General features: G+C 64.8%; 16 protein-coding genes and 1 riboswitch. Of the genes, 6 read left to right on the forward strand and 10 right to left on the reverse strand.

The genetic code is table 11. The features are described from left to right. Window positions 1–4 precede the first annotated feature (4 nt). From hemE to LZ012_RS02410, 3 genes are all read left to right on the forward strand, one after another. Entirely contained in the window at window positions 5–1,072 is a 1,068-nt protein-coding gene (gene hemE, locus LZ012_RS02400) for a uroporphyrinogen decarboxylase (RefSeq protein ID WP_275707181.1), read from the forward strand. 300 nt (window positions 1,073–1,372) lie between these two features. Continuing rightward, window positions 1,373–3,355 (forward strand): primosomal protein N', encoded by a 1,983-nt coding sequence (locus LZ012_RS02405; protein ID WP_275707183.1) that lies wholly within the window; start codon window positions 1,373–1,375, stop codon window positions 3,353–3,355. Window positions 3,356–3,406: 51 nt separating this feature from the next. Further along, entirely contained in the window at window positions 3,407–4,390 is a 984-nt protein-coding gene (locus LZ012_RS02410) for a hypothetical protein (RefSeq protein ID WP_275707185.1), read from the forward strand. Here the strand turns inward: LZ012_RS02410 and LZ012_RS02415 are convergent. The 4 genes from LZ012_RS02415 to LZ012_RS02430 all read right to left on the reverse strand — a co-directional run bounded on the left by LZ012_RS02415 (window position 4,334) and on the right by LZ012_RS02430 (window position 7,877). After that, complete coding sequence (locus LZ012_RS02415) at window positions 4,334–5,551, reverse strand: MFS transporter (RefSeq protein WP_275707187.1); 1,218 nt, start codon at window positions 5,549–5,551, stop codon at window positions 4,334–4,336. The genes LZ012_RS02410 and LZ012_RS02415 overlap by 57 nt on opposite strands. After that, the gene (locus LZ012_RS02420; RefSeq protein ID WP_275707189.1) at window positions 5,548–6,252 is read right to left on the reverse strand and encodes an MOSC domain-containing protein; all 705 of its coding nucleotides are present in this window, start codon (window positions 6,250–6,252) and stop codon (window positions 5,548–5,550) included. Before LZ012_RS02420 ends, LZ012_RS02415 begins: the two co-directional genes overlap by 4 nt. An 81-nt stretch (window positions 6,253–6,333) precedes the next feature. Next, window positions 6,334–7,227, reverse strand: coding sequence for an ROK family protein (locus LZ012_RS02425; RefSeq protein ID WP_275707191.1), 894 nt, complete (start codon window positions 7,225–7,227; stop codon window positions 6,334–6,336). After that, window positions 7,227–7,877, reverse strand: a complete 651-nt coding sequence (locus tag LZ012_RS02430) for a hypothetical protein (RefSeq protein WP_275707193.1) — start codon at window positions 7,875–7,877, stop codon at window positions 7,227–7,229. The genes LZ012_RS02425 and LZ012_RS02430 overlap by 1 nt, the downstream gene beginning before the upstream one ends. 78 nt (window positions 7,878–7,955) lie before the next feature. Here LZ012_RS02430 and LZ012_RS02435 point away from each other — a divergent pair, with 78 nt between their 5' ends. Next, window positions 7,956–8,285 (forward strand): DUF1840 domain-containing protein, encoded by a 330-nt coding sequence (locus LZ012_RS02435; RefSeq protein ID WP_275707195.1) that lies wholly within the window; start codon window positions 7,956–7,958, stop codon window positions 8,283–8,285. Window positions 8,286–8,314: 29 nt separating this feature from the next. On the opposite strand, the gene LZ012_RS02440 is transcribed toward LZ012_RS02435, so the two are convergent. From LZ012_RS02440 to LZ012_RS02450, 3 genes are all read right to left on the reverse strand, one after another. Continuing rightward, the gene (locus LZ012_RS02440) at window positions 8,315–8,689 is read right to left on the reverse strand and encodes an Hpt domain-containing protein (RefSeq protein WP_275707197.1); all 375 of its coding nucleotides are present in this window, start codon (window positions 8,687–8,689) and stop codon (window positions 8,315–8,317) included. A 68-nt stretch (window positions 8,690–8,757) separates the two neighbouring features. Further along, window positions 8,758–9,285 carry a hypothetical protein gene (locus LZ012_RS02445; RefSeq protein WP_275707200.1) on the reverse strand — a complete coding sequence of 176 codons (528 nt, stop codon included), beginning with the start codon at window positions 9,283–9,285 and terminating at the stop codon, window positions 8,758–8,760. A gap of 82 nt (window positions 9,286–9,367) precedes the next feature. Further along, a complete protein-coding gene (locus LZ012_RS02450; RefSeq protein ID WP_275707202.1) occupies window positions 9,368–9,727 on the reverse strand; it encodes a cupin domain-containing protein in 360 nt (119 codons plus the stop codon). Between the two features lie 97 nt (window positions 9,728–9,824). Between LZ012_RS02450 and LZ012_RS02455 the strand changes: the two genes are divergently transcribed. Further along, window positions 9,825–10,532: an N-acetylmuramoyl-L-alanine amidase family protein gene (locus tag LZ012_RS02455; RefSeq protein ID WP_275707204.1), complete on the forward strand. Its 708-nt coding sequence runs from the start codon at window positions 9,825–9,827 to the stop codon at window positions 10,530–10,532. Here the strand turns inward: LZ012_RS02455 and murB are convergent. After that, window positions 10,507–11,520: a UDP-N-acetylmuramate dehydrogenase gene (gene murB, locus LZ012_RS02460; RefSeq protein WP_275707206.1), complete on the reverse strand. Its 1,014-nt coding sequence runs from the start codon at window positions 11,518–11,520 to the stop codon at window positions 10,507–10,509. The two genes, LZ012_RS02455 and murB, sit on opposite strands and share 26 nt — an antisense overlap. Before the next feature lie 181 nt (window positions 11,521–11,701). Here murB and LZ012_RS02465 point away from each other — a divergent pair, with 181 nt between their 5' ends. Next, window positions 11,702–14,551: a bifunctional diguanylate cyclase/phosphodiesterase gene (locus LZ012_RS02465; RefSeq protein ID WP_275707208.1), complete on the forward strand. Its 2,850-nt coding sequence runs from the start codon at window positions 11,702–11,704 to the stop codon at window positions 14,549–14,551. 30 nt (window positions 14,552–14,581) lie between these two features. On the opposite strand, the gene metH is transcribed toward LZ012_RS02465, so the two are convergent. Beyond that, entirely contained in the window at window positions 14,582–18,244 is a 3,663-nt protein-coding gene (gene metH / locus LZ012_RS02470; protein WP_275707211.1) for a methionine synthase, read from the reverse strand. A gap of 92 nt (window positions 18,245–18,336) precedes the next feature. Then, a riboswitch (S-adenosyl-L-homocysteine riboswitch) is annotated at window positions 18,337–18,407 on the reverse strand. An 88-nt stretch (window positions 18,408–18,495) separates the two neighbouring features. Continuing rightward, entirely contained in the window at window positions 18,496–18,990 is a 495-nt protein-coding gene (gene bamE, locus LZ012_RS02475; protein ID WP_275707213.1) for an outer membrane protein assembly factor BamE domain-containing protein, read from the reverse strand. Window positions 18,991–19,016: the final 26 nt, after the last annotated feature.

The raw sequence follows: 19,016 nt of genomic DNA on the forward strand, positions 1-19,016 counted from the left end.
CGACGTGAGCCGACCCAAGAACGATACCTTCCTGCGCGCCCTTCTCAAGGAGCCGACCGAATACACCCCGCTGTGGCTGATGCGCCAGGCGGGCCGCTACCTGCCCGAGTACTGCGAAACCCGCAAACGGGCCGGCAACTTCCTGAACCTGTGCAAGACGCCGTCGCTGGCCTGCGAAGTCACGCTGCAGCCGCTGGCCCGCTACGACCTTGACGCCGCCATCCTGTTCTCCGACATCCTGACCGTGCCGGACGCCATGGGCCTCGGCCTCTACTTCGCCGAAGGCGAGGGTCCGAAGTTCGAGCGCCCGCTGCGCGAGGAATGGGCGATCAACAACCTGACCGCGCCGGACCCCTACGAACACCTCGGCTACGTGATGGACGCCGTGTCGGAGATCCGCCGCGCCCTGGACAACTCGGTGCCGCTGATCGGCTTCTCCGGCAGCCCCTACACCCTGGCCTGCTACATGGTCGAAGGGCAGGGCTCCAGCGACTTCCGCCACATCAAGGGCATGCTCTACAACCGCCCGGACCTGCTGCACCGCATCCTGTCGGTGACCGCCGATTCGGTGATTTCCTACCTGAACGCCCAGATCGATTCCGGCGCCCAGGCCGTGATGATTTTCGACACCTGGGGCGGTTCATTGTCCAACGCGGCCTATGAGGAATTTTCGCTGCAGTACATGCAGCGTATCGTCGCTGGCCTGAAGAAGGACAAGGATGGCCAGCGCATTCCGAGCATCGTGTTCACCAAGAACGGCGGCCTGTGGCTGGAGAAGATCGCTGCCATCGGCTGTGACGCGGTCGGTCTTGACTGGACCATCGACATCGGTGAAGCGCGCCGCCGCGTCGGCGACAAGGTTGCCCTGCAAGGCAACCTCGATCCCAACGTCCTGTTCGCCCAGCCGGAAATCGTTGCTGCAGAAGCGAAGAAGGTGCTCGACAGCTACGGATCGGGCAATACCGGCCATGTCTTCAACCTGGGCCACGGCATCTCCCAGTTCACGCCGCCGGAGAGCGTGACGGCCCTCGTTGAAACGGTGCATGCCCATAGCCGGCTATTACGTAAGTAATGCCATAAGAAGGCGGCAAGGCTTGACTTATGCACAGAGTTTTGCCGCCTGTGAAAAAAATGTCCGCAAAAACCCTTGACAGGTGTGTGTTTGTTCAAGAGTTTGAATTTAAAGCGTTTTGCCGTCTGCCCAATATTTCGGCAGAGTGACGTAATCCTTACCGGACCGTTACCTGGCGCCAAGCGCCGGAAGTAATTCACAAAGTTATCCACAGCTTTTGTGGACAACTCCAAAAGCCGTCGATTTGGTCGCGATCAAGCCTGTTTTTTCGGAGAAATGACGGCTTCGGCCGCTGAAACGATGCCCGTATTGCGCGTTGCCCTCGATTTGCCGCTGCATCGACTCTTCGACTATGTCGCCGAGTCGGCCACGCCGGCGGATGTCGGCCGCCGCGTCCGGGTGCCGTTCGGGCGCGGCGAAAAGCTCGGGGTGATCGTCGACGTGGCCGATGCCAGCGACTGGCCGGTCGACCAGCTCAAGGCCGCCGGTGAGATCCTCGACGATCTGCCGCCCCTTCCGCGCGATTTCTTCGGCCTGTGCGAGTTCGCCAGCACTTACTACCAGGCCGCTTTCGGCGAGGTGGTCATGCAGGCGCTGCCGGCCGGCCTCAAGCGCCTCGATCCGCCGGACCGGCGCAATGGCCGGGCCGCCAAGCTGCCCGCCGCGCTTCCTCCTCCGGAGCTGACCGGCGAACAGGCAGTGGCCGTTGCGGCGGTCGATCCGGCCGCCGGCTTTGCAGCCCACCTGCTGCACGGGGTGACCGGCAGCGGCAAGACCGAGGTCTATCTGCGCCTGATCGCCAAGACGCTGGCCGCCGGCCGGCAGGTCCTGTTGCTGGTGCCGGAAATCAACCTGACGCCGCAGCTCGAAGGCCGGGTTCGCGCCCGTTTCCCGGACTGCGGCGTGGTGTCGCTGCACAGCGAACTGGCCGAGGCGGCGCGTGAGCGCAACTGGCGGGCGGCTTTTTCCGGTGAAGCGAGCATTGTGCTCGGCACCCGGCTGGCCATTTTCACGCCCCTGCCGCGGCTCGGCCTGATCGTCGTCGATGAGGAGCACGACGCCTCGTTCAAGCAGCAGGACGGCATGCGCTACTCGGCGCGCGACGTCGCGGTATTCCGCGCCAACCAGCTGAAGATCCCGGTGGTGCTCGGCTCGGCGACGCCGTCGCTGGAGTCGTGGGCCAATGCGCAGACGAAACGCTACCGGATGCTGACCCTGCGCGAACGGGCCAATCCCGAGGCCACCCTGCCGACCGTCAAGCTGCTCGATACCCGGCGCATGGTGCTTACCGAAGGCGTCAGCGCGCCGCTGGTCGCCGCCATCCAGGCCCGGCTGGAGCGCGGCGAACAAAGCCTGGTCTTTCTCAATCGCCGCGGCTATGCGCCGGTGCTGGCGTGTCCGGCCTGCGGCTGGGTGTCGCGCTGCAAGCGCTGCGCCGCCAACCTGGTGCTGCATCTGGCCGATCGCCGCCTGCGCTGCCACCACTGCGGCTTCGAGCACCATATCCCGAAAGCCTGCCCGACCTGCGGCAATCAGGACATCCATCCCTTCGGACGCGGCACGCAGCGGCTGGAGACCTGGCTGCACGAGCAGTTTCCGGAGGCGCGCATCCTGCGCGTCGACCGCGACTCGGTGAAGAGCCGCAAGCAGTGGGAGGCGGTGCTCGAACGCATCCATGGCGGCGAGGCCGATATCCTGGTCGGCACGCAGATGCTGGCCAAGGGGCACGATTTCCCCAAGCTGACCCTGGTCGGCGTGCTGGGCGCCGATTCGGCCCTGTTTGCCGCCGACTGGCGGGCACCGGAACGGCTGTTCGCGCAGCTGATGCAGGTCGCCGGCCGCGCCGGGCGGGCCGAGCTGAAGGGCGAGGTGCTGATCCAGACGCAATACCCGGATCACCCGCTGTTCGCGTCGCTGGTCGCTCACGACTATCCCGGCTTCGCTGCTGGGCAGCTCCAGGAACGCGAGCAGGCCGGTTTCCCGCCCTATGCCTTCCAGGCCATGCTGCGCGCCGAAGCGCCGGAAATGGCCGATGCCATCGTCTTCCTGAAGGCGGCGGCTGCCCTGCCGGTCATTGGTGAGCACGACAGCGTCCTGATCTACGACCCGGTGCCGATGAAAATGGCCCGCCTGGCCAATCTGGAGCGCGGCCAGTTGCTCGCCGAATCGCATTCCCGGCCCGCCCTGCAGGCCTTCCTGCCACGCTGGCGGGAAGCTATCGAAAGCCTCAAGGCCCCATCGCGCCTGCGCTGGCATATCGAGGTCGACCCGCTGGAGTTCTGACCGGCACGCCCCTTGCAATGAGGCTTACCCACCCATCGCAAGGAGCGCATCATGAAAATCCAGGATTCGAGCGTCCAACTGTCGGCCAGCCACGACGAGCGCTATGAGCGCTTGACCGAAGCGACCAGTACGAGCAGCTTTCGGCAGGTTTTCAACAGCCTGGCGCAGCCCACCAACGATGATGCCGGCGAGGCCCGCAAGCGGGTGGAAAAGTTGCTGCAGTCGCTGGTCGATGCCATTCTCGCCGCCCTCGACGGCAAGAAATGCAAGGAAAACTTTGCCGCTGTCGACGCTCTGCCGGAGCAGCAGACACCGGTCAGCCGCGAGCGGGAAATGACGTGGAGCAGCCATGTCGTGCAGACGGTTAGCGAATCGGAACGCACCAACGTCTGCGGGAAGGGCTGCGTGCAGACCGAGGACGGGCGGCAGATTCAGTTCGATTACTCGCTGAACCTGAAGCGCGATTACCAGAGCAAGTCCAGCTTCGACGACAGCGCTACCATCGCCCTGAAAGATCCGCTGATGATCAGTTTCGACGGCAAGTCGGCTGAGTTGTCGGCCAGCCGTATCAATTTCGATCTCGACGCTGACGGCAAGGCCGAGGAAATCCCGGGCTTCGGTCAGGGCAGCGGCTTCCTGGTCTTCGACCGCAATGGCAACGGCAAGGCCGATGATGGCCGCGAACTGTTCGGCGTCGCCAGTGGCAACGGTTTTGCCGACCTGGCCAAACTCGATGACAACCACAATGGCTGGATAGACGAAAACGACGCCGCCTTCAAGCGCCTCGCCGTGTGGTCGGGCGATGGCTTCCAGTCATTGGCCCAGCGCGGCGTCGGCGCCCTGTACACCGGTGCGGTCGAGGCCCCGTTCTCGCTCAAGACCGACGACAACACCTTGCTCGGCGAGATACGTGCTGCCGGCATCTACCTGACGGAAGCGGGTGAGGTCGGCCATCTGCAGCAGGTCGACCTCGCTGTGTCAGGACCGACGGGCGGGAAGCCAGAACCAGACGAGGGCCAGCGCCTGAGCGCCTAGCAGTGAGAGAAAGGCGGCCCGGTAAGCCGCCGCGGTCGTCCAGCCTTGCGCCTGCAGGCCGTCGACGAAGCCGCCGATGCCCCACTGCAGGCCGAAGGCGCCGACGAAGACCATCAGGTTCAGCGCCGTGTTGGCGCGTCCCGACAGCGCCGTCGGGAAGGCCTGGGCGACCAGCGAATAGGAAATGTTGGACAGCGAGAAGCAGATGCCGAGCAGCGGCCACAGCAGGTCGCCGGCGACGCCGGGGAACAGGCCGATCAGGGCGAAACTGCCGAGGGCGGCGGACATCGCGCCGCGATAGACGTGTTCCAGCTTGACGCCGCGGTGCACCAGCCGGGTGGCGAAGAATCCCATGACCAGGAAGCCGGCCAGCATGGCGCCGCTGATCCAGGTCAGGCGGAGCGCGACGGCGGAGCGCTCCATGTCTTCCTGCACCATCATCCAGCGCGACGCCCACAGGCCCTGCACGGCCATGAAACCGCCGGTCATCAGCAGGCCCATCGGCGCGTAGCGCCAGAAATGGCGGCTCGAGAATACCTCGCGGACGCCGGCCAGCTGCTCGGCGAAACCGGCGCGCTTGTGGTCGCCATGCGCATCGGGTACGCGCCACCAGATGAGGGCGGCGACCAGCACGGTGGCAACGGCCAGGCCGAGGGCGATGACGCGCCAACTGGTGAAGCCGATGGCGAATTCCAGCGGCTTGGACGCGGCGAGGGCGCCGAGGCCGCCGGACGCCATCATCCAGCCGGTCAGCGATGCCTGCCGTTCGGGCGGGAACCACAGCGCAAAGGCCTTGAACGAGGCCATCAGGCAGGCCGAAACGCCGAGGCCGATCAGGGCGCGGCCGATGGCCAGGCCGCCCAGCGTATCGGACAGCGCAAAGATGGCGACGCCGCTACCGGCCACCAGCAGCAGCGCGGACTCGACCCGGCGCGGGCCGTAGCGGTCGAGCAGCATGCCGAGCGGCAGCTGGGCGGCGGCGAAGGCGAGGAAATAGGTGCTGGTCAGCAGGCCGAGGGCATTGTCAGGGAGGTCCAGTTCGCGCGCCAGCACCGGCCCGATGACGGCATTGACGGTGCGGAACAGGTAGGACAGGAAGTAGCCGGCCGCAAAAGGCAGGAACAGCCTGAGCCAGCCGGCCGGGGGCGGGGCATAACTCACGGCTGCTCCGGTTTGGTGTGGAAGGTCTTGACCGCGGGTGGTGCCTCGTTGGCATGCTGGCGCAGCCAATCCAGCCGCTTGACGATTTTCTCCCGCCAGTTGTCGGCTATCCCGGGCGAGGCGGCCAGCTTTTCCAGGTCGGCCAGCGGCGGGCGGTGTTCCTGCCAGCACAGCATGGCCTCGGCCAGCGTATAGGCGGTAGGGTCGCTCTGTTCGAGCAGCAGTTCGTCGTCCAGATTGACCGTGCCGGGGGTCAGCACACGCCAGTACCAGCCGGTCAGCCGCTGTTCGGCGATGAATTGCGCTATGCCGTCGCAGCCGTAGCGTTCGTCTATCTTCCAGCACGGATTGCGCGGTTGGCAGAGCTGCAGGCGGGCGGTGCCGAGACGCCAGATGTCGCCGAGCCGGACGACGCTTTCATCCAAGTCGGGGGTCGAAATGTTCTCGCCTATGCTGCCGACCACCAGCTGTGGCGCTGCGTCCTGAAAGCGGGCGGCGAGCTTGGCGTAGTGCGCGGCGGGAAAGAGATGGACCGCCTTGTCGGGGCCGCCATGCACCCGGCGGTCGGCTTGCTGGTCGCCGACGAAGCCTTCGTGACCGAGCTGCAACGGGCCACTGGCCGGTTGTTTATACATGCCGGTCGGGCGACCGGATTCGGGCAGCGGCCGAATGCCGCCGATAAAAAGGGAAATAGTTGCCATGGTCATGCCGATTTTGCCATCACGGGCGTCAAAAGTAAGCGCTGGAATACCCGTAGCCTGCAATGTTGTCGATCGGCCGGCTCAATCCCACAGCCAGGCCGCGCCGCGCACGCCCGACGAGTCGCCGTGCATTGGCGGCAGGAAGCGGGTGGCGACGGTATCGGAAAAAACGTAGGGGGCGCAGCGTTCGGGCAGGTTGCGGTACAGGCGCTGCATGTTGGACAGGCCGCCACCGAGCACGATGACGTCCGGGTCGAGGATGTTGATTACCCCGGCCAGCGCCCGTCCGAGGCGATCCTCGTAACGCTGCAGCGTGGCTTCGCAGGCACTGTCGCCTTGTGCTGCGCGCGCTTCGATGCTGGCGGCGTGCAGCGCCTCGCCGGTATGGCGGGCATGGTCGGCGGCGAGGCCCGGGCCGGACAGGTAGGTTTCGACGCAGCCGTGGCGGCCGCAATAGCAGGCGGGCATCGGCTGGTCGTCGGCACGCAGGCCGGGCAGGGGGTTATGCCCCCATTCGCCGGCAATGGCATTGGCCCCGACCAGCACGTTTTGCCGGACGACGATGCCGCCGCCGACGCCGGTGCCGAGAATGACGCCGAAGAGGACCTCGGCATCGCGGCCGCTGCCGTCGATGGCTTCGGACAGCGCGAAGCAGTTGGCGTCATTGGCCAGGCGGACTTCACGCTGGAGCAGGGCCTGCAGGTCGCGGCGCAAGGGCTGGCCGATCAGGCAGGTCGAGTTGGCGTTCTTGATCAGGCCACTGTGGCGCGCTTCGGCCCCGGGGATGCCGATGCCGACGCTGCCGCGCTGTCCGAGTTCGTCCTCGGCCGCTTCGACCAGGCCGGCGACGGCCATCACCGTTGCCAGGTAGTCGCCCTGCGGCGTGGCGATGCGCCGGCGCAGCAGTTCCCGGCCGTCGTCGGCCAGCGCGGCGATTTCGATCTTGGTGCCGCCGAGGTCGATGCCCAGACGCATCAGACGCGGACGGCAATACCCTTGACGTTGCCGTAGGTGGTGGTCAGGGTGCGCAGCACGCTGGCGCCGGCGTCGAGCAGCAGCATGAACAGGTTACGTTCGGTGTACAGGCAGACCGGCTGCCGGATTCCATATTTCTCGGCCAACGGCGCGGCGAGCGGTGCGAAACGCTGTTCGATCAGGACATTGCCGCCGGCATAATTCTCGCCGAGTTCGGAGTGCAGGCCGAGCACCGAGACATACAGCTTGCCGCCGATGCGCAACTGCAGCAGAAGCCGGCGGACGATCTGGCGGGCCTGTTCGTAGGGCTTGCCGCACAGACCCCGGCGCATCACGATCATATCGTAGGGCTGACCGGGAAATACCTCAGGCAATGCGTCCAGCTCCCAGGCGACAAAGGAAATTTCGTCGCGTCGACCGGAAGCCAGGATGCGGCCTTCGATTTCCTGCTGGTAGGCCGGGTGGTCGACGATCAGCACCTGGGCGCCGAGGTTGGCGAGTTTGGGTGCCATCTCGCAGTGCTTGTCGGAAATGATGAGGACGGAGACGCGATGGTCCACACGCTGCCGCTTGACGCATTCCTCGAGGGCGTAGCGCTCCAGTTCGTCAGTCCCGGTGTCCCAGGGATTGGCGGTAAGATGTGTTGTCATGATGTTGTCTCCCGTCGGTTCATTTTGCATGAAGGCCGGTCTGTGTGACAACGGGAAAAAGATGCGAAAGGAAAAACGATGCTCGTTCGCTTTATCTCCAGTGAAACCGGGGAAATTATGATGTTCGCCGATGCCGCCCGGAGTCTGCTCCAGGTCCTGGGCAAGGACACGACGGCCAAGGGGGCTTTCCTGCCCGACGAGATGTTGGCTGCCGCCCGGACCTTGCGCGATGCGGCAAGCCGGGCCGAGGCTCCACCGGTGGACGACGAACCCGATGCCGACGGCAAGAAGAAGGAGCCGGTCGTTGCGCTGGGCCAGCGCGCCTGGCCGCTGATCGACATGCTGGAACGGACGGCCAAGGGCGGCGCCAAGGCCAATATCGTGTGGGAGGCGGCGGCCGATTTCTGAAGCGGATGGTGCGCCGTCTCGGCGCCGGATCAGCCGGCCCGGCCGATGCCGAAGCCGTTGGCGATGCTGTCGAGAACCTGCTGCAGTTCGCGTTCGAAGTGAAGCAGGAATTGTTCAGGCGCGGCATCGCCGTCGTGCAAGGCCATTTCCAGCGCCCGGGCAGCGTCCTGCAGGCCGGGGGCGCCGATGGTACCGGCCAAGCCCTTGGCGCTGTGGGCGTGACGTTCGGCAGCGACCAGATCGCCGCCGGTGATGGCGGCGCGGATGGCTTGCGGTTCGTCGATGAAGCGGGCGTGGAAGTCGCGCAGGACCTTTTCGTACAGGCCGGCCTTGTTCATCATGCGTCTCATGCCGTCGGCCGTATCGATGCCCGGCAGATTCGGTAGTTCCGTGGCGTCGGTCATGGGGCTATCTCCAGCTTGAGGTCGGTAGGGGCTGCGGCCAGGCGTTGGCGGAAGGCGGGCGGCGAAGCCTAGAAGAATTCGATATCATCACTTTTCCCATCCATCTCGGCCATGAACTTGTCGACCGCATGCTGCACCGGCACGCCCTGCATGACGGCATTGAACATGGCGATTTCCTCGCGGGTCGAATACTTGGACTTGATCCGATGCTGAAGGTTGACCCATTCGCCGGGGCTGAACAGGCGCTGCGGATCGCCAACCAGCTCGCTCAGCTCGCCCAGGCTGAGGCCGACGTGGCCGAGGCGCTGGACCAGCTTGTCGTAGAACTGGAAGGCGATGATGGCCTGGTGCATCATGCGCGAAACGTGTTCGGAAACGCCGCTCAGGTTCTGCTTGGCGACGCCGACTTCACCGTGGTCGGGCAGGGTGCCGATGGTGTCGGAAATCATCCGCATGTAGTTGGCCATGGTCGTGAAGGAATCGGTCAGCACGTCGACCGAGCTGTCGCTGTCCTTCATCGCGGCTTCGATCTGTACGGCGGACAGTTCGAGCATCAGTACCGTTTCCCGCACCTGGCTCCAGTTCAGATCCGGCATGTGAGCGCTGGTGCCTCGCGGATGGCTTGTCTCTACGGTCATTCCCTTCCCCTGTTTGGCCGGGAAACTATAGCGCAATTCATCAGCCGCGTTCCACGAGCACGTAGTGTTTGCGCACCGCCTCGAGCACTTCGAAGCTGCCGGTGAAGCCGGCCGGAATGATGCAGGCATCGCCGGGACCGAATTCGGCGGCCTGGCCGGAAGCGCTGATGATGCGTATGCGGCCCTCGATGACGCAGAAGAATTCATCCTTGCCGGGGGCGAAGGCGATATCCCACGCCCCGGGTTCGCACGCCCAGATGCCGGCCGACAGGTCGCCGTTGGCACTCAGGAAATGCTCCCAGGTGGTGCGCAGCGGATTGCCCTTGACCAGCCGGTCCGGGCGGGGATGGTCGTGGACCGGGGGCGGGGTAGTGGCGGAGAAGACGGTCAGTTCGGGCATGGTGTTTGGTCGATATTAGTTAGTTGCTAGTTATTAGCTGTTAGCCGCCATGGGGGAGGGTAAGGTCGCCATGTTAATTTGCCGCGATAATTCGCTCATGAAATATGTCTCACTGCTCGGGTTTTATTTTGCCGCCGGTATCGCCGGGGCGGCGCCGGCCGTGGTGGCCGTCGATGTCGGCCACGGCGGACTCGACAGCGGGGCGATCAGCGCCCGCGGCCGGCCCGAATTCGCCTTCAACCGGGATTTCGCCGGCCGGGTGGTGACGGCGCTGCGCGAGCGTGATCTGGACGTCAAGGAGGTCAATTTCGACGGCCAGATCGGCAGCCTCGCCGCCCGTCCCAAGGCCGCCCGGGGCAGCGATTTCTTCATTTCCATCCATCACGATTCGATCAGCGAACAGTGGCTGCTCGACTGGGAGTGGGACGGCAAGCCGCAACGCTATACCGAGGTCAAACGCGGCTACGGTATTTTCGTCTCGGCGCACAATCCAGATCCGCCGACCAGCTTGCGCTGCGCGTCGGCCATCGGCGCCATGCTGCGGCGGGCTGGTTTCGAGCCGTCGACCTGGCACGCGCGCAAGCATGTGGCGGCCGATGCCCAAAACGGCGTCTGGTATTACGATAATCTGGTTGTTCTGTACCGCACCACGCTGCCCGCCGTGCTGTTCGAAGCAGGGGTGATCAAGCATCGCGACGAGGAACTGGAACTGCTCGATCCCGAACGCCAGGCGCGCATGGCCGACGCCGTCGCCACCGGCATCGCCGCCTGCCTGTTCGTTACAGAAAAATCGGCTCGGGAGTAAGGGCAACGGCGAAACGCGCCGCCACGTCGGCCTGCACCGCAGCCATCGTGCGCCGCACGTCGGCTCCGGTCGCCCCGCCGCGATTGACCAGGACCAGCGCCTGTTTTTCGTACATGCCGACCGGCCCGAGATTCTTCCCTCTCCAGCCAGCCTGCTCGATGAGCCAGCCGGCGGCCAGCTTGACCCGGCCATCGGGTTGCGGGTAGCTGGGCAGGGTCGGGTGAGCGGCCTTGAGCGCCTCGGCCTGCACCTTGGTCACCACCGGGTTGTGGAAAAAACTGCCGGCATTGGGAATGCGCGCCGGATCCGGCAGCTTGCGCTGGCGCACGGCGACGATGGCGTCGGCAATGTTCTGCGGCGTCGGTGTGGCAATGTGCTGCGCAGCGAGTTCCTGCGAAACGTCGGCGTAGCGCAGGTTGGGCATCCACTTCTTGGGCAGCCGGAAAACGACCGACGTGATCGCCATGCGCCCGCTCAGATGCCAGCCCTCCTGCTTGAACAGGCTGTCGCGGTAGGCGAAACGGCAAGCGCTACGGTCAATCTGAAAAAACGCCTGTTTTTCGAAATCCCAGGCCGTCAGCGCCTGGAAACACTCGCCGACCTCAAGGCCGTAGGCACCGATATTCTGGATCGGCGCGGCGCCCACCGTGCCGGGAATCAGGGACAGGTTTTCCAGCCCTGGCCAGCCTTGGCGCAAGGTCCATTGGACGAATTCGTGCCAGTTCTCGCCAGCCCCGGCCTCGATGTAGAAGGCCTCGGCGTCCTCCTTGAGCAGGTGTTTTCCGAAAATGGCCATGTGCAGGACGAGGCCGTCGAAGTCGCCGGTCAGCACGAGGTTGCTGCCGCCGCCAAGAATGAAGCGCCTGTCCCGCGCCAGGTCGGGGGCGGCCAGCTCGTCCGCTGCAGAGATCTTGAGGTAGCGGGCTGCCCTGCCGGGCAGGGCGAGGGTATTGCAGGGGCGGAGGTCGAAATCGGTGGCCGGGATCATCGTCCGGATTTTCGCCGATTTCCCCGAAATTGCCACGGCGTATGCATTTCTTTCGCCATCCGAGCACTAAATTTGACTTTCGATATAGCTGTCCGCGGCTATCCAGTGATATAAGCACAATTTTGGTGTGGTTATTATTGCGACTACGAAAGCTCCTATCGATGGACAGCCCGCTGCCCGAATGACTTCAGTCTCCGACGAAATGAACTGGTTCCGGAAGATTTTCGAATCTTCCCCCGATCCGGCCTTGATGATCGAGGCCAATTGCTTTGTCGACTGCAATGGGGCGGCGGTGGAAACCCTCGGCTACCCGAGCCGCGAGGTACTGCTCAACCTGCATCCGTCGGCGCTGTCGCCACCCGACCAGCCCGATGGTCAAGACTCCTTCGCCAAGGCCGAGCACATCCTGACCCTCGTCCAGGAGCGCGGTTTCCATTGTTTCGAGTGGCTGCACCGGCGGGCCGACGGCAGCGATTTCCTGGCCGAGGTGACGCTGTCCTGCGTCAATTTCCAGGGGCGCACGGTTATCCTCTGCGTCTGGAGCGACCTGTCGACGCGGCGCTACAAGGAGCGCCGGCTGCACGAACTGTTGCAGGAACAGCGCCTGATCTTCGATCACGCCCGGGTCGGCATCCTGATGTTGTGCAACCGGCGCATCCTCAAGTGCAACCAGCACATTGCCGACATGTTCGGCTATGCCAGCCCGGACGAACTGGAAGGGCAGACGACGGAGAATTTCTACGGTTCGCAGGCGCACTTCGCCGACGTTGGCAGGGAAGCCTATGCCCAGCTGGCCAGCAAGGGTTTCACCAGTTTCGAGACCGAGATGTTCCGGCGCGACGGTTCGCGTATCTGGGTCATTCAGTCGGGCTGTCCGCTCAATCCTGGGGCGGTGCTCGATGCGCCGTCGATCTGGGTTTATACCGACATCACGCAGCGCAAGCTGGCCGGCGTCGAGCTCGAGCGTTCGGAGGAAAAATTCGCCAAGGCCTTCGACTCCTGCCCGCTGGCCGCCTCAATCTCGGCGGCCGACGACGGCCGCTTCCTGGAAATCAATGCCAGCTACGAACGCAATTTCGGCTGGTCGCGCGACGATCTGATCGGCAAGACTTCCCTGGAGGTCGGCTTCTGGCCGACGCGGCAGGCCCGCGAAGCCTGGCTGGCGGCAATCTCCCGGCGCGGGCGGCTGACCGAATACGAAACGACCTGGCTGCACAAGGCCGGCAGCCAGCACCACGTCATCCTGTCGAGCGAGACCATCGATCTCAACGGGCAGCGTTGCATCCTCACCTACGTCACCGACATCTCCGGACGGCGCCTGGCCGAGGCCGACCTGCGCATCGCCGCCGCCGCCTTCGAGTCGCAGGAAGGCATGGTCATTACCGATGCCCGCGGCGTCATCCTGCGGGTCAACAAGGCCTTCACCGACACCACCGGCTACAGCGCCGAGGAGGTCCTGGGCCAGACGCCGCGCATCCTGCGCTCTGGCCGGCACGACGACGAGTTCTACCGGCAGATGTGGGCTACCGTCATTGCTACCGGTACCTGGCAGGGCGAAGTCTGGGACCGCCGCAAGAGCGGCGAGATCTATCCCAAATGGCTGACCATCACAGCCGTCAAGGACGAGGCCGGCAACGTCAGCCACTACATCGGCACGCATATCGACATCACCGAACGCAAGCGCTCGGAAGAGCGGATCAAGACGCTGGCCTTCTACGACCAATTGACCGGCCTGCCCAACCGCACCCTGCTCGTCGACCGCCTGCGCCAGGCGCAACTCGCCGGTGTGCGCAGCGGCGACCATGGCGCGCTGCTGTTCATCGACCTCGACAATTTCAAGACCCTCAACGACACCTACGGCCACGACCGCGGCGACCGCCTGCTGCGCCAGGTGGCCAGCCGGCTGACCCAGGTGGTGCGGCTCGAAGATACGGTGGCGCGGATCGGCGGCGACGAATTCGTCGTCGTCCTGTCGACACTCGGCGAACAGCAGGAACATGCCGCCAGTATTGCCGAGATGATCGCCGACAAGATTCTGGCCATCCTCTATACGCCTTACCTGCTCAGCGACACCGTGCACCGCAGCTCGGCCAGCATCGGCGTCACCCTGTTCCAGGGCGAAAGGCTGGGCGTCGATGAACTGATGAAGCAGGCCGACCTGGCGATGTACAAATCCAAGGAAAGCGGCCGCAACCTCGTGCGCTTCTTCGACCCGACGCTGGAGTCGGCCGTCCGCGTCCGGGCCGAACTCGAGGGCGATCTGCGTGCCGCCATCGAACATGGCCAACTACAGCTCTACTACCAGCCGCAGGTGGCAGTTCATGGGTGCCTGACCGGGGCCGAGGCGCTGGTGCGCTGGAACCATCCGCTGCGCGGCGTCGTGTCGCCGGCTGATTTCATTCCGCTGGCCGAAGAAACCGGCCTGATTGTGCAGCTTGGCCAGTTCGTGCTCGAAACCGCCTGCCGCCAGCTGGCGGCTTGGGCTGGGCAACCGGATTTCGCCGACCTGAGCATCGCCGTCAATGTCAGCGCCCGACAGTTGCGCCAGGACGATTTCGTCCACCAGGTCCAGGCGGCGCTGACCCGCAGCGGGGCCAACCCCGTGCGCTTGAAGCTGGAACTGACCGAAAGCGTGCTGGTGGACAATGTCCAGGAAATCATCGAAAAGATGCTGGCCCTGCGCGAGATCGGCATTGGTTTCGCACTCGACGATTTCGGTACCGGCTATTCGTCACTGTCCTACCTGAAGCGGCTGCCGCTCGACCAGCTGAAAATCGACCAGACCTTCGTCCGCGATGTGCTGGAAGATCCGAGCGACGCGACCATCGCCCGCACCATCGTCGCGTTGGCCCGGGCGCTGGATCTTGGAGTCATCGCCGAAGGGGTCGAAACTGCGGCGCAGCTCGATTTCCTGCGCGAGGCTGGCTGCTACGCCTATCAGGGCTATTTCTTCAGCCGGCCGCTACCGGTCGTCGACTTCGAGGCCTACGTGCACCGGCGGACGCAACGGGCGGTCTGTCCGACCGCCTGAAGTCGCAGCGCCGGTGCGGTGCTCGGCGACTCAGAGCAGGGGCGCCAGCCAGTACTCCGCATCCTTGAGCGCCATGCCCTTGCGCTGCGCCCAGTCTTCCAGCTGATCACGGCCGATCTTGGGAATGGCGAAATATGCCGCGCCCGGATGGCCGATGTAGAAGCCGGAAACCGCGGCGGCCGGGGTCATGGCGCAGGACTCGGTCAGGCTCATGCCGGCGTTGGCCGGGGCGTCGAGCAGGGCGAACAACTCGCGCTTGGCGGTGTGGTCCGGGCAGGCCGGGTAGCCGGGGGCGGGGCGGATGCCCTTGTATTCCTCGGCGACCAGCGCGTCGTTGTCGAGCGACTCGTCATCGGCATAGCCCCAGTAGTGGGTGCGTACGCGCATGTGCAGCCATTCGGCGGCGGCTTCGGCCAGGCGGTCGGCCAGGGCCTTGAGCATGATTGCCGAGTAGTCGTCATTGGCCGCCTCGAATTCGGCAACCTTGGCCTCGATACCCAGGCCGGCGGTGACGGCGAAGGCGCCGACATAGTCGCGATCGCCGACATAGTCGGCCAGCGCGACGTTGCGGCGGCCGGCCGGCTGCTTGTGCTGCTGACGCAGGCCGACCCAGCGGGCGATCTCCTGGGTGCGCGACTCGTCGCTGTAGATGATCACGTCCTCGTTGTCGCCGCGCGCCGGGTAGAGGCCGAAGACGGCGCGGGCGGTGACCCATTCCTCGCTGACGATCTTGCCAAGCATTTCCTTGGCATCGGCGAACAGCTGGCGGGCCGTTTCGCCGACCGTCTCATTCTCGAGGATGGCCGGGTAGCGGCCGGCCAGGTCCCAACTCTGGAAGAAGGGCGACCAGTCGATGAACAGCGACAGGGTGTCGAGATCGAGGTCGAGGGTATGCAGGCCCAGCTGCTGGGGAACGACCGGCGTGTAGGCTTCGTCCCCGGTGAAACGGTTGGCGCGGGCTTCGGCCAGCGTGACCATGGTGGCGCCCTTGCGGCCGCTGTGTTCGGCACGCACGGTTTCGTATTCGCTGGCGATTTCGGCCATGTAGCCGTCGCGCTGCTCGATGGACAGCAGCTTGGTGGCGACGCCGACGGCACGCGAGGCATCCGGCACGTAAACCACGGCGCCATCGGTATTGGGCGCGATCTTGATCGCGGTGTGGGCACGGCTGGTCGTCGCGCCGCCGATGAGCAGTGGCTGCTTCATGTTCAGACGCTGCATTTCGGCGGCGACGTGGGCCATTTCCTCGAGCGACGGCGTGATCAGGCCGGACAGGCCGATGATGTCTACGCGGTGTTCGAGCGCCGCCTTCAGGATGTTGTCGCAGGAAACCATGACGCCGAGGTCGACCACGTCGTAGCCGTTGCAGCCGAGGACGACGCCGACGATGTTCTTGCCGATGTCGTGCACGTCGCCCTTGACCGTGGCCATCAGGATCTTGCCCTTGCTGCCCAGTCCGGTGCGGCTCTTTTCCGCCTCGATGTAGGGCAGCAGGTGGGCAACCGCCTGCTTCATGACGCGGGCCGACTTGACGACCTGCGGCAGGAACATCTTGCCGGCGCCGAACAGGTCGCCGACGTGGTTCATGCCGGCCATCAGCGGGCCTTCGATGACGGCGAGCGGCGGCTTGCCCTTGCTTTCCAGCTTGGCGCGCACTTCCTCGGTGTCGGCCACGACGAAATCGGTGATGCCCTTGATCAGCGCGTGTTCGAGACGCTTTTCGACCGACTGCTCGCGCCAGCTCAAATCGGGGCCGCTGTCCTTGGCCTTGCCTTCCTTGACCGTCTGGGCGAAATCGACCAGCGCTTCGCCGGCGCCGGGGTTCTTGTTCAGAACGACATCCTCGACCTTGGCGCGCAGTTCCGGCTCGAGGTCGTCATAGACGCCGAGCATGCCGGCATTGACGATGCCCATGGTCATGCCGGCCTGGATGGCGTGGTACAGGAAGACGGTGTGGATCGCCTCGCGCACCGGGTCGTTGCCGCGGAAGCTGAAGGAGACGTTGGAAACGCCGCCGGAAATGTGGGCGTGCGGCAGGTGCTGCTTGATCCAGCGCACCGATTCGATGAAATCGACAGCGTAGTTGTCGTGTTCCGGGATGCCGGTGGCGATGGCGAAAATGTTCGGGTCGAAGATGATGTCTTCGGCCGGGAAACCCATTTCGGTCAGCAACAGGTAGGCCTTGGCGCAGATTTCCGTCTTGCGGGCGAAGGTATCCGCCTGGCCCTGCTCGTCGAAGGCCATGACGATGACCGCGGCGCCGTAGCGGCGGGCCAGCTTGGCCTGTTCGAGGAATTTGGCCTCGCCTTCCTTCATCGAGATGGAATTGACGATGCCCTTGCCCTGGATGCATTTCAGGCCAGCCTCGATGACTTCCCACTTGGAGGAGTCGATCATGATCGGCACCCGCGAAATGTCCGGTTCGGAGGCGATCAGCTTGAGGAACTTGTCCATGGCGGCCAGCGAATCGAGCATCGCCTCGTCCATGTTGATGTCGATCACCTGGGCGCCGTTCTCGACCTGCTGGCGGGCGACGGCCAGCGCGTCGTCGAAGCGGCCCTCGAGGATCATGCGGGCGAAGGCCTTGGAGCCGGTGACGTTGGTCCGTTCGCCGACGTTGACGTACAACGACTCGTGCGTGACGTTGAAGGCCTCCAGGCCGGACAGGCGCAGCGCCGGGGCGATGGCCGGGATGGCGCGCGGCGCGACTGGGGCGACGCGTTGGGCGATGGCGGCGATGTGTTCCGGCGAGGTGCCGCAGCAGCCGCCGACGATATTGACGATGCCGGCCTTGGCCCAGCTTTCGATTTCGTCGGCCAGCATGTCGGCGGTTTCGTCGTAGCCGCCGAAGGCGTTGGGCAGGCCGGCGTTGGGGTGGGCCGAGACGTAGCAGTCGCAGACGCGGGACAGTTCCTCGACGTACTGGCGCAGTTCCTTGGCGCCCAGCGCGCAGTTCAGGCCGAAGGACAGCGGCTGGACATGGCGCAACGAATTCCAGAAGGCCTCGGCGGTCTGGCCGGACAGGGTGCGGCCGGACGCATCGGTGATGGTGCCGGAAATCATCACCGGCCAGCGGCGGCCGGCAGTGTCGAAGTATTGCTCGATGGCGAACAGCGCGGCCTTGGCGTTCAGGGTGTCGAACACCGTCTCGACCAACAGGATGTCGGCGCCGCCCTCGACCAGGCCGGTAATGGCCTCGACGTAGTTGGCGACCAGTTCGTCGAAACTGACGTTGCGGTAGCCGGGATCGTTCACGTCCGGCGAAATCGACGCCGTGCGGCTGGTCGGGCCGAGCACGCCGGCGACGAAGCGCGGCTTGGCCGGGTTGACGGCGGTGAATTCGTCGCACAGCTGACGGGCCAGTCTGGCGCCTTCGAAATTCAACTCGTAGACCAGTTCGGTCAGGTTGTAGTCGGCCTGCGATACGGCGGTCGAGTTGAAGGTGCAGGTCTCGAGGATGTCGGCGCCGGCGGCCAGGTAGTCGCGGTGGATGCCGCCGATGATGTCCGGGCGGGTGAGGACCAGCAGGTCGTTGTTGCCCTTCAGGTCGTGCCCGTGGTCCTTGAAGCGCTCGCCGCGGTAATCGGCTTCCTGCAGCCCGTGGCGCTGGATCATCGTGCCCATGGCACCGTCAAGGACGAGCAGGCGCTGCTGGAGCAGGGAAGAGAGTTCGGACGTACGATCAGGCTGCATGGATCACCTCGGCAAAGCGGCTTGTTACAAATCTCGCACCGGGGACGCCGCAATAACAAACGGCGCCACAAACCGGAACTAGGAGAAGCTGGGGTTTGCGAGCGCCGTTGATCGTTGCCGAGCCTGGCCCCTTGAATTAAGGGTCGCAGCGCTCCTCGGCAGAAGCGTTAGTTTACCGGGGGCGGCCCAGACTGCCAAGGGTCTTGATTTTTGGGACGTTTTGGCCAGCTGTCCGTTGCTGCAGTAAAGCCTTAGCCTTTCGCCGCGACCCGCTTGGAGGTTTTCTTGACCCCGCCATTATCGGTGTCGAAATGCACCATGAAATAGGTTTCCTCCATGGGCGGCATGCCTTCGATGCGCCACTCCCAGATTTCCTCGCGCAGGTTGTTGAAGGTCTGCTTCGACCCCGGTGCTCCAAGCAGGCGGCGGACGTCGTCCTTGCTCATGCCGACGCGGACCTTGGCGTAATTGGCGTCGTTGAGCACCTGTTCGACCTTGGCGACGACGTGATCGGGGCCGAAGCTGATCATGTAGCAGCTGGTGCCGTTGGGCTGGCGGGCGTATTCCCAGGTCGCCGTGCCGTCGTCGTTCCAATGGATGAAGCCCGGCTCGCCCATGCGCGAACGGACCTCGGCCTGGGTCGTGACGCCCGGCTTGATCTCTTTCAGATTGACGTAATGGCAGGCGGGCAGGGCGGCGGCGACGATGGCCGAAGCGGCGGCAGAAATCCAGGCGGGCAGTTTCATGCGAACTCCAGTCGAGGGCGACAGCC

Origin of the sequence: Dechloromonas hankyongensis (assembly GCF_022012295.1) — a bacterium.
In the GTDB taxonomy this organism is placed as follows: domain Bacteria; phylum Pseudomonadota; class Gammaproteobacteria; order Burkholderiales; family Rhodocyclaceae; genus Azonexus; species Azonexus hankyongensis.

Excerpts from the sequence above, each read along its gene's own strand:
- metH (WP_275707211.1), bottom strand. The coding sequence starts at position 18,244 with ATGCAGCCTGATCGTACGTCCGAACTCTCTTCCCTGCTCCAGCAGCGC.
- LZ012_RS02425 (WP_275707191.1), bottom strand. The coding sequence starts at position 7,227 with ATGCGTCTGGGCATCGACCTCGGCGGCACCAAGATCGAAATCGCCGCG.
- LZ012_RS02465 (WP_275707208.1), top strand. The coding sequence starts at position 11,702 with ATGACTTCAGTCTCCGACGAAATGAACTGGTTCCGGAAGATTTTCGAA.
- LZ012_RS02430 (WP_275707193.1), bottom strand. The coding sequence starts at position 7,877 with ATGACAACACATCTTACCGCCAATCCCTGGGACACCGGGACTGACGAA.
- LZ012_RS02420 (WP_275707189.1), bottom strand. The coding sequence starts at position 6,252 with ATGGCAACTATTTCCCTTTTTATCGGCGGCATTCGGCCGCTGCCCGAA.
- LZ012_RS02410 (WP_275707185.1), top strand. The coding sequence starts at position 3,407 with ATGAAAATCCAGGATTCGAGCGTCCAACTGTCGGCCAGCCACGACGAG.
- LZ012_RS02435 (WP_275707195.1), top strand. The coding sequence starts at position 7,956 with ATGCTCGTTCGCTTTATCTCCAGTGAAACCGGGGAAATTATGATGTTC.
- LZ012_RS02445 (WP_275707200.1), bottom strand. The coding sequence starts at position 9,285 with ATGCCGGATCTGAACTGGAGCCAGGTGCGGGAAACGGTACTGATGCTC.
- LZ012_RS02440 (WP_275707197.1), bottom strand. The coding sequence starts at position 8,689 with ATGACCGACGCCACGGAACTACCGAATCTGCCGGGCATCGATACGGCC.
- bamE (WP_275707213.1), bottom strand. The coding sequence starts at position 18,990 with ATGAAACTGCCCGCCTGGATTTCTGCCGCCGCTTCGGCCATCGTCGCC.
- LZ012_RS02405 (WP_275707183.1), top strand. The coding sequence starts at position 1,373 with ATGCCCGTATTGCGCGTTGCCCTCGATTTGCCGCTGCATCGACTCTTC.
- LZ012_RS02455 (WP_275707204.1), top strand. The coding sequence starts at position 9,825 with ATGAAATATGTCTCACTGCTCGGGTTTTATTTTGCCGCCGGTATCGCC.
- LZ012_RS02450 (WP_275707202.1), bottom strand. The coding sequence starts at position 9,727 with ATGCCCGAACTGACCGTCTTCTCCGCCACTACCCCGCCCCCGGTCCAC.
- murB (WP_275707206.1), bottom strand. The coding sequence starts at position 11,520 with ATGATCCCGGCCACCGATTTCGACCTCCGCCCCTGCAATACCCTCGCC.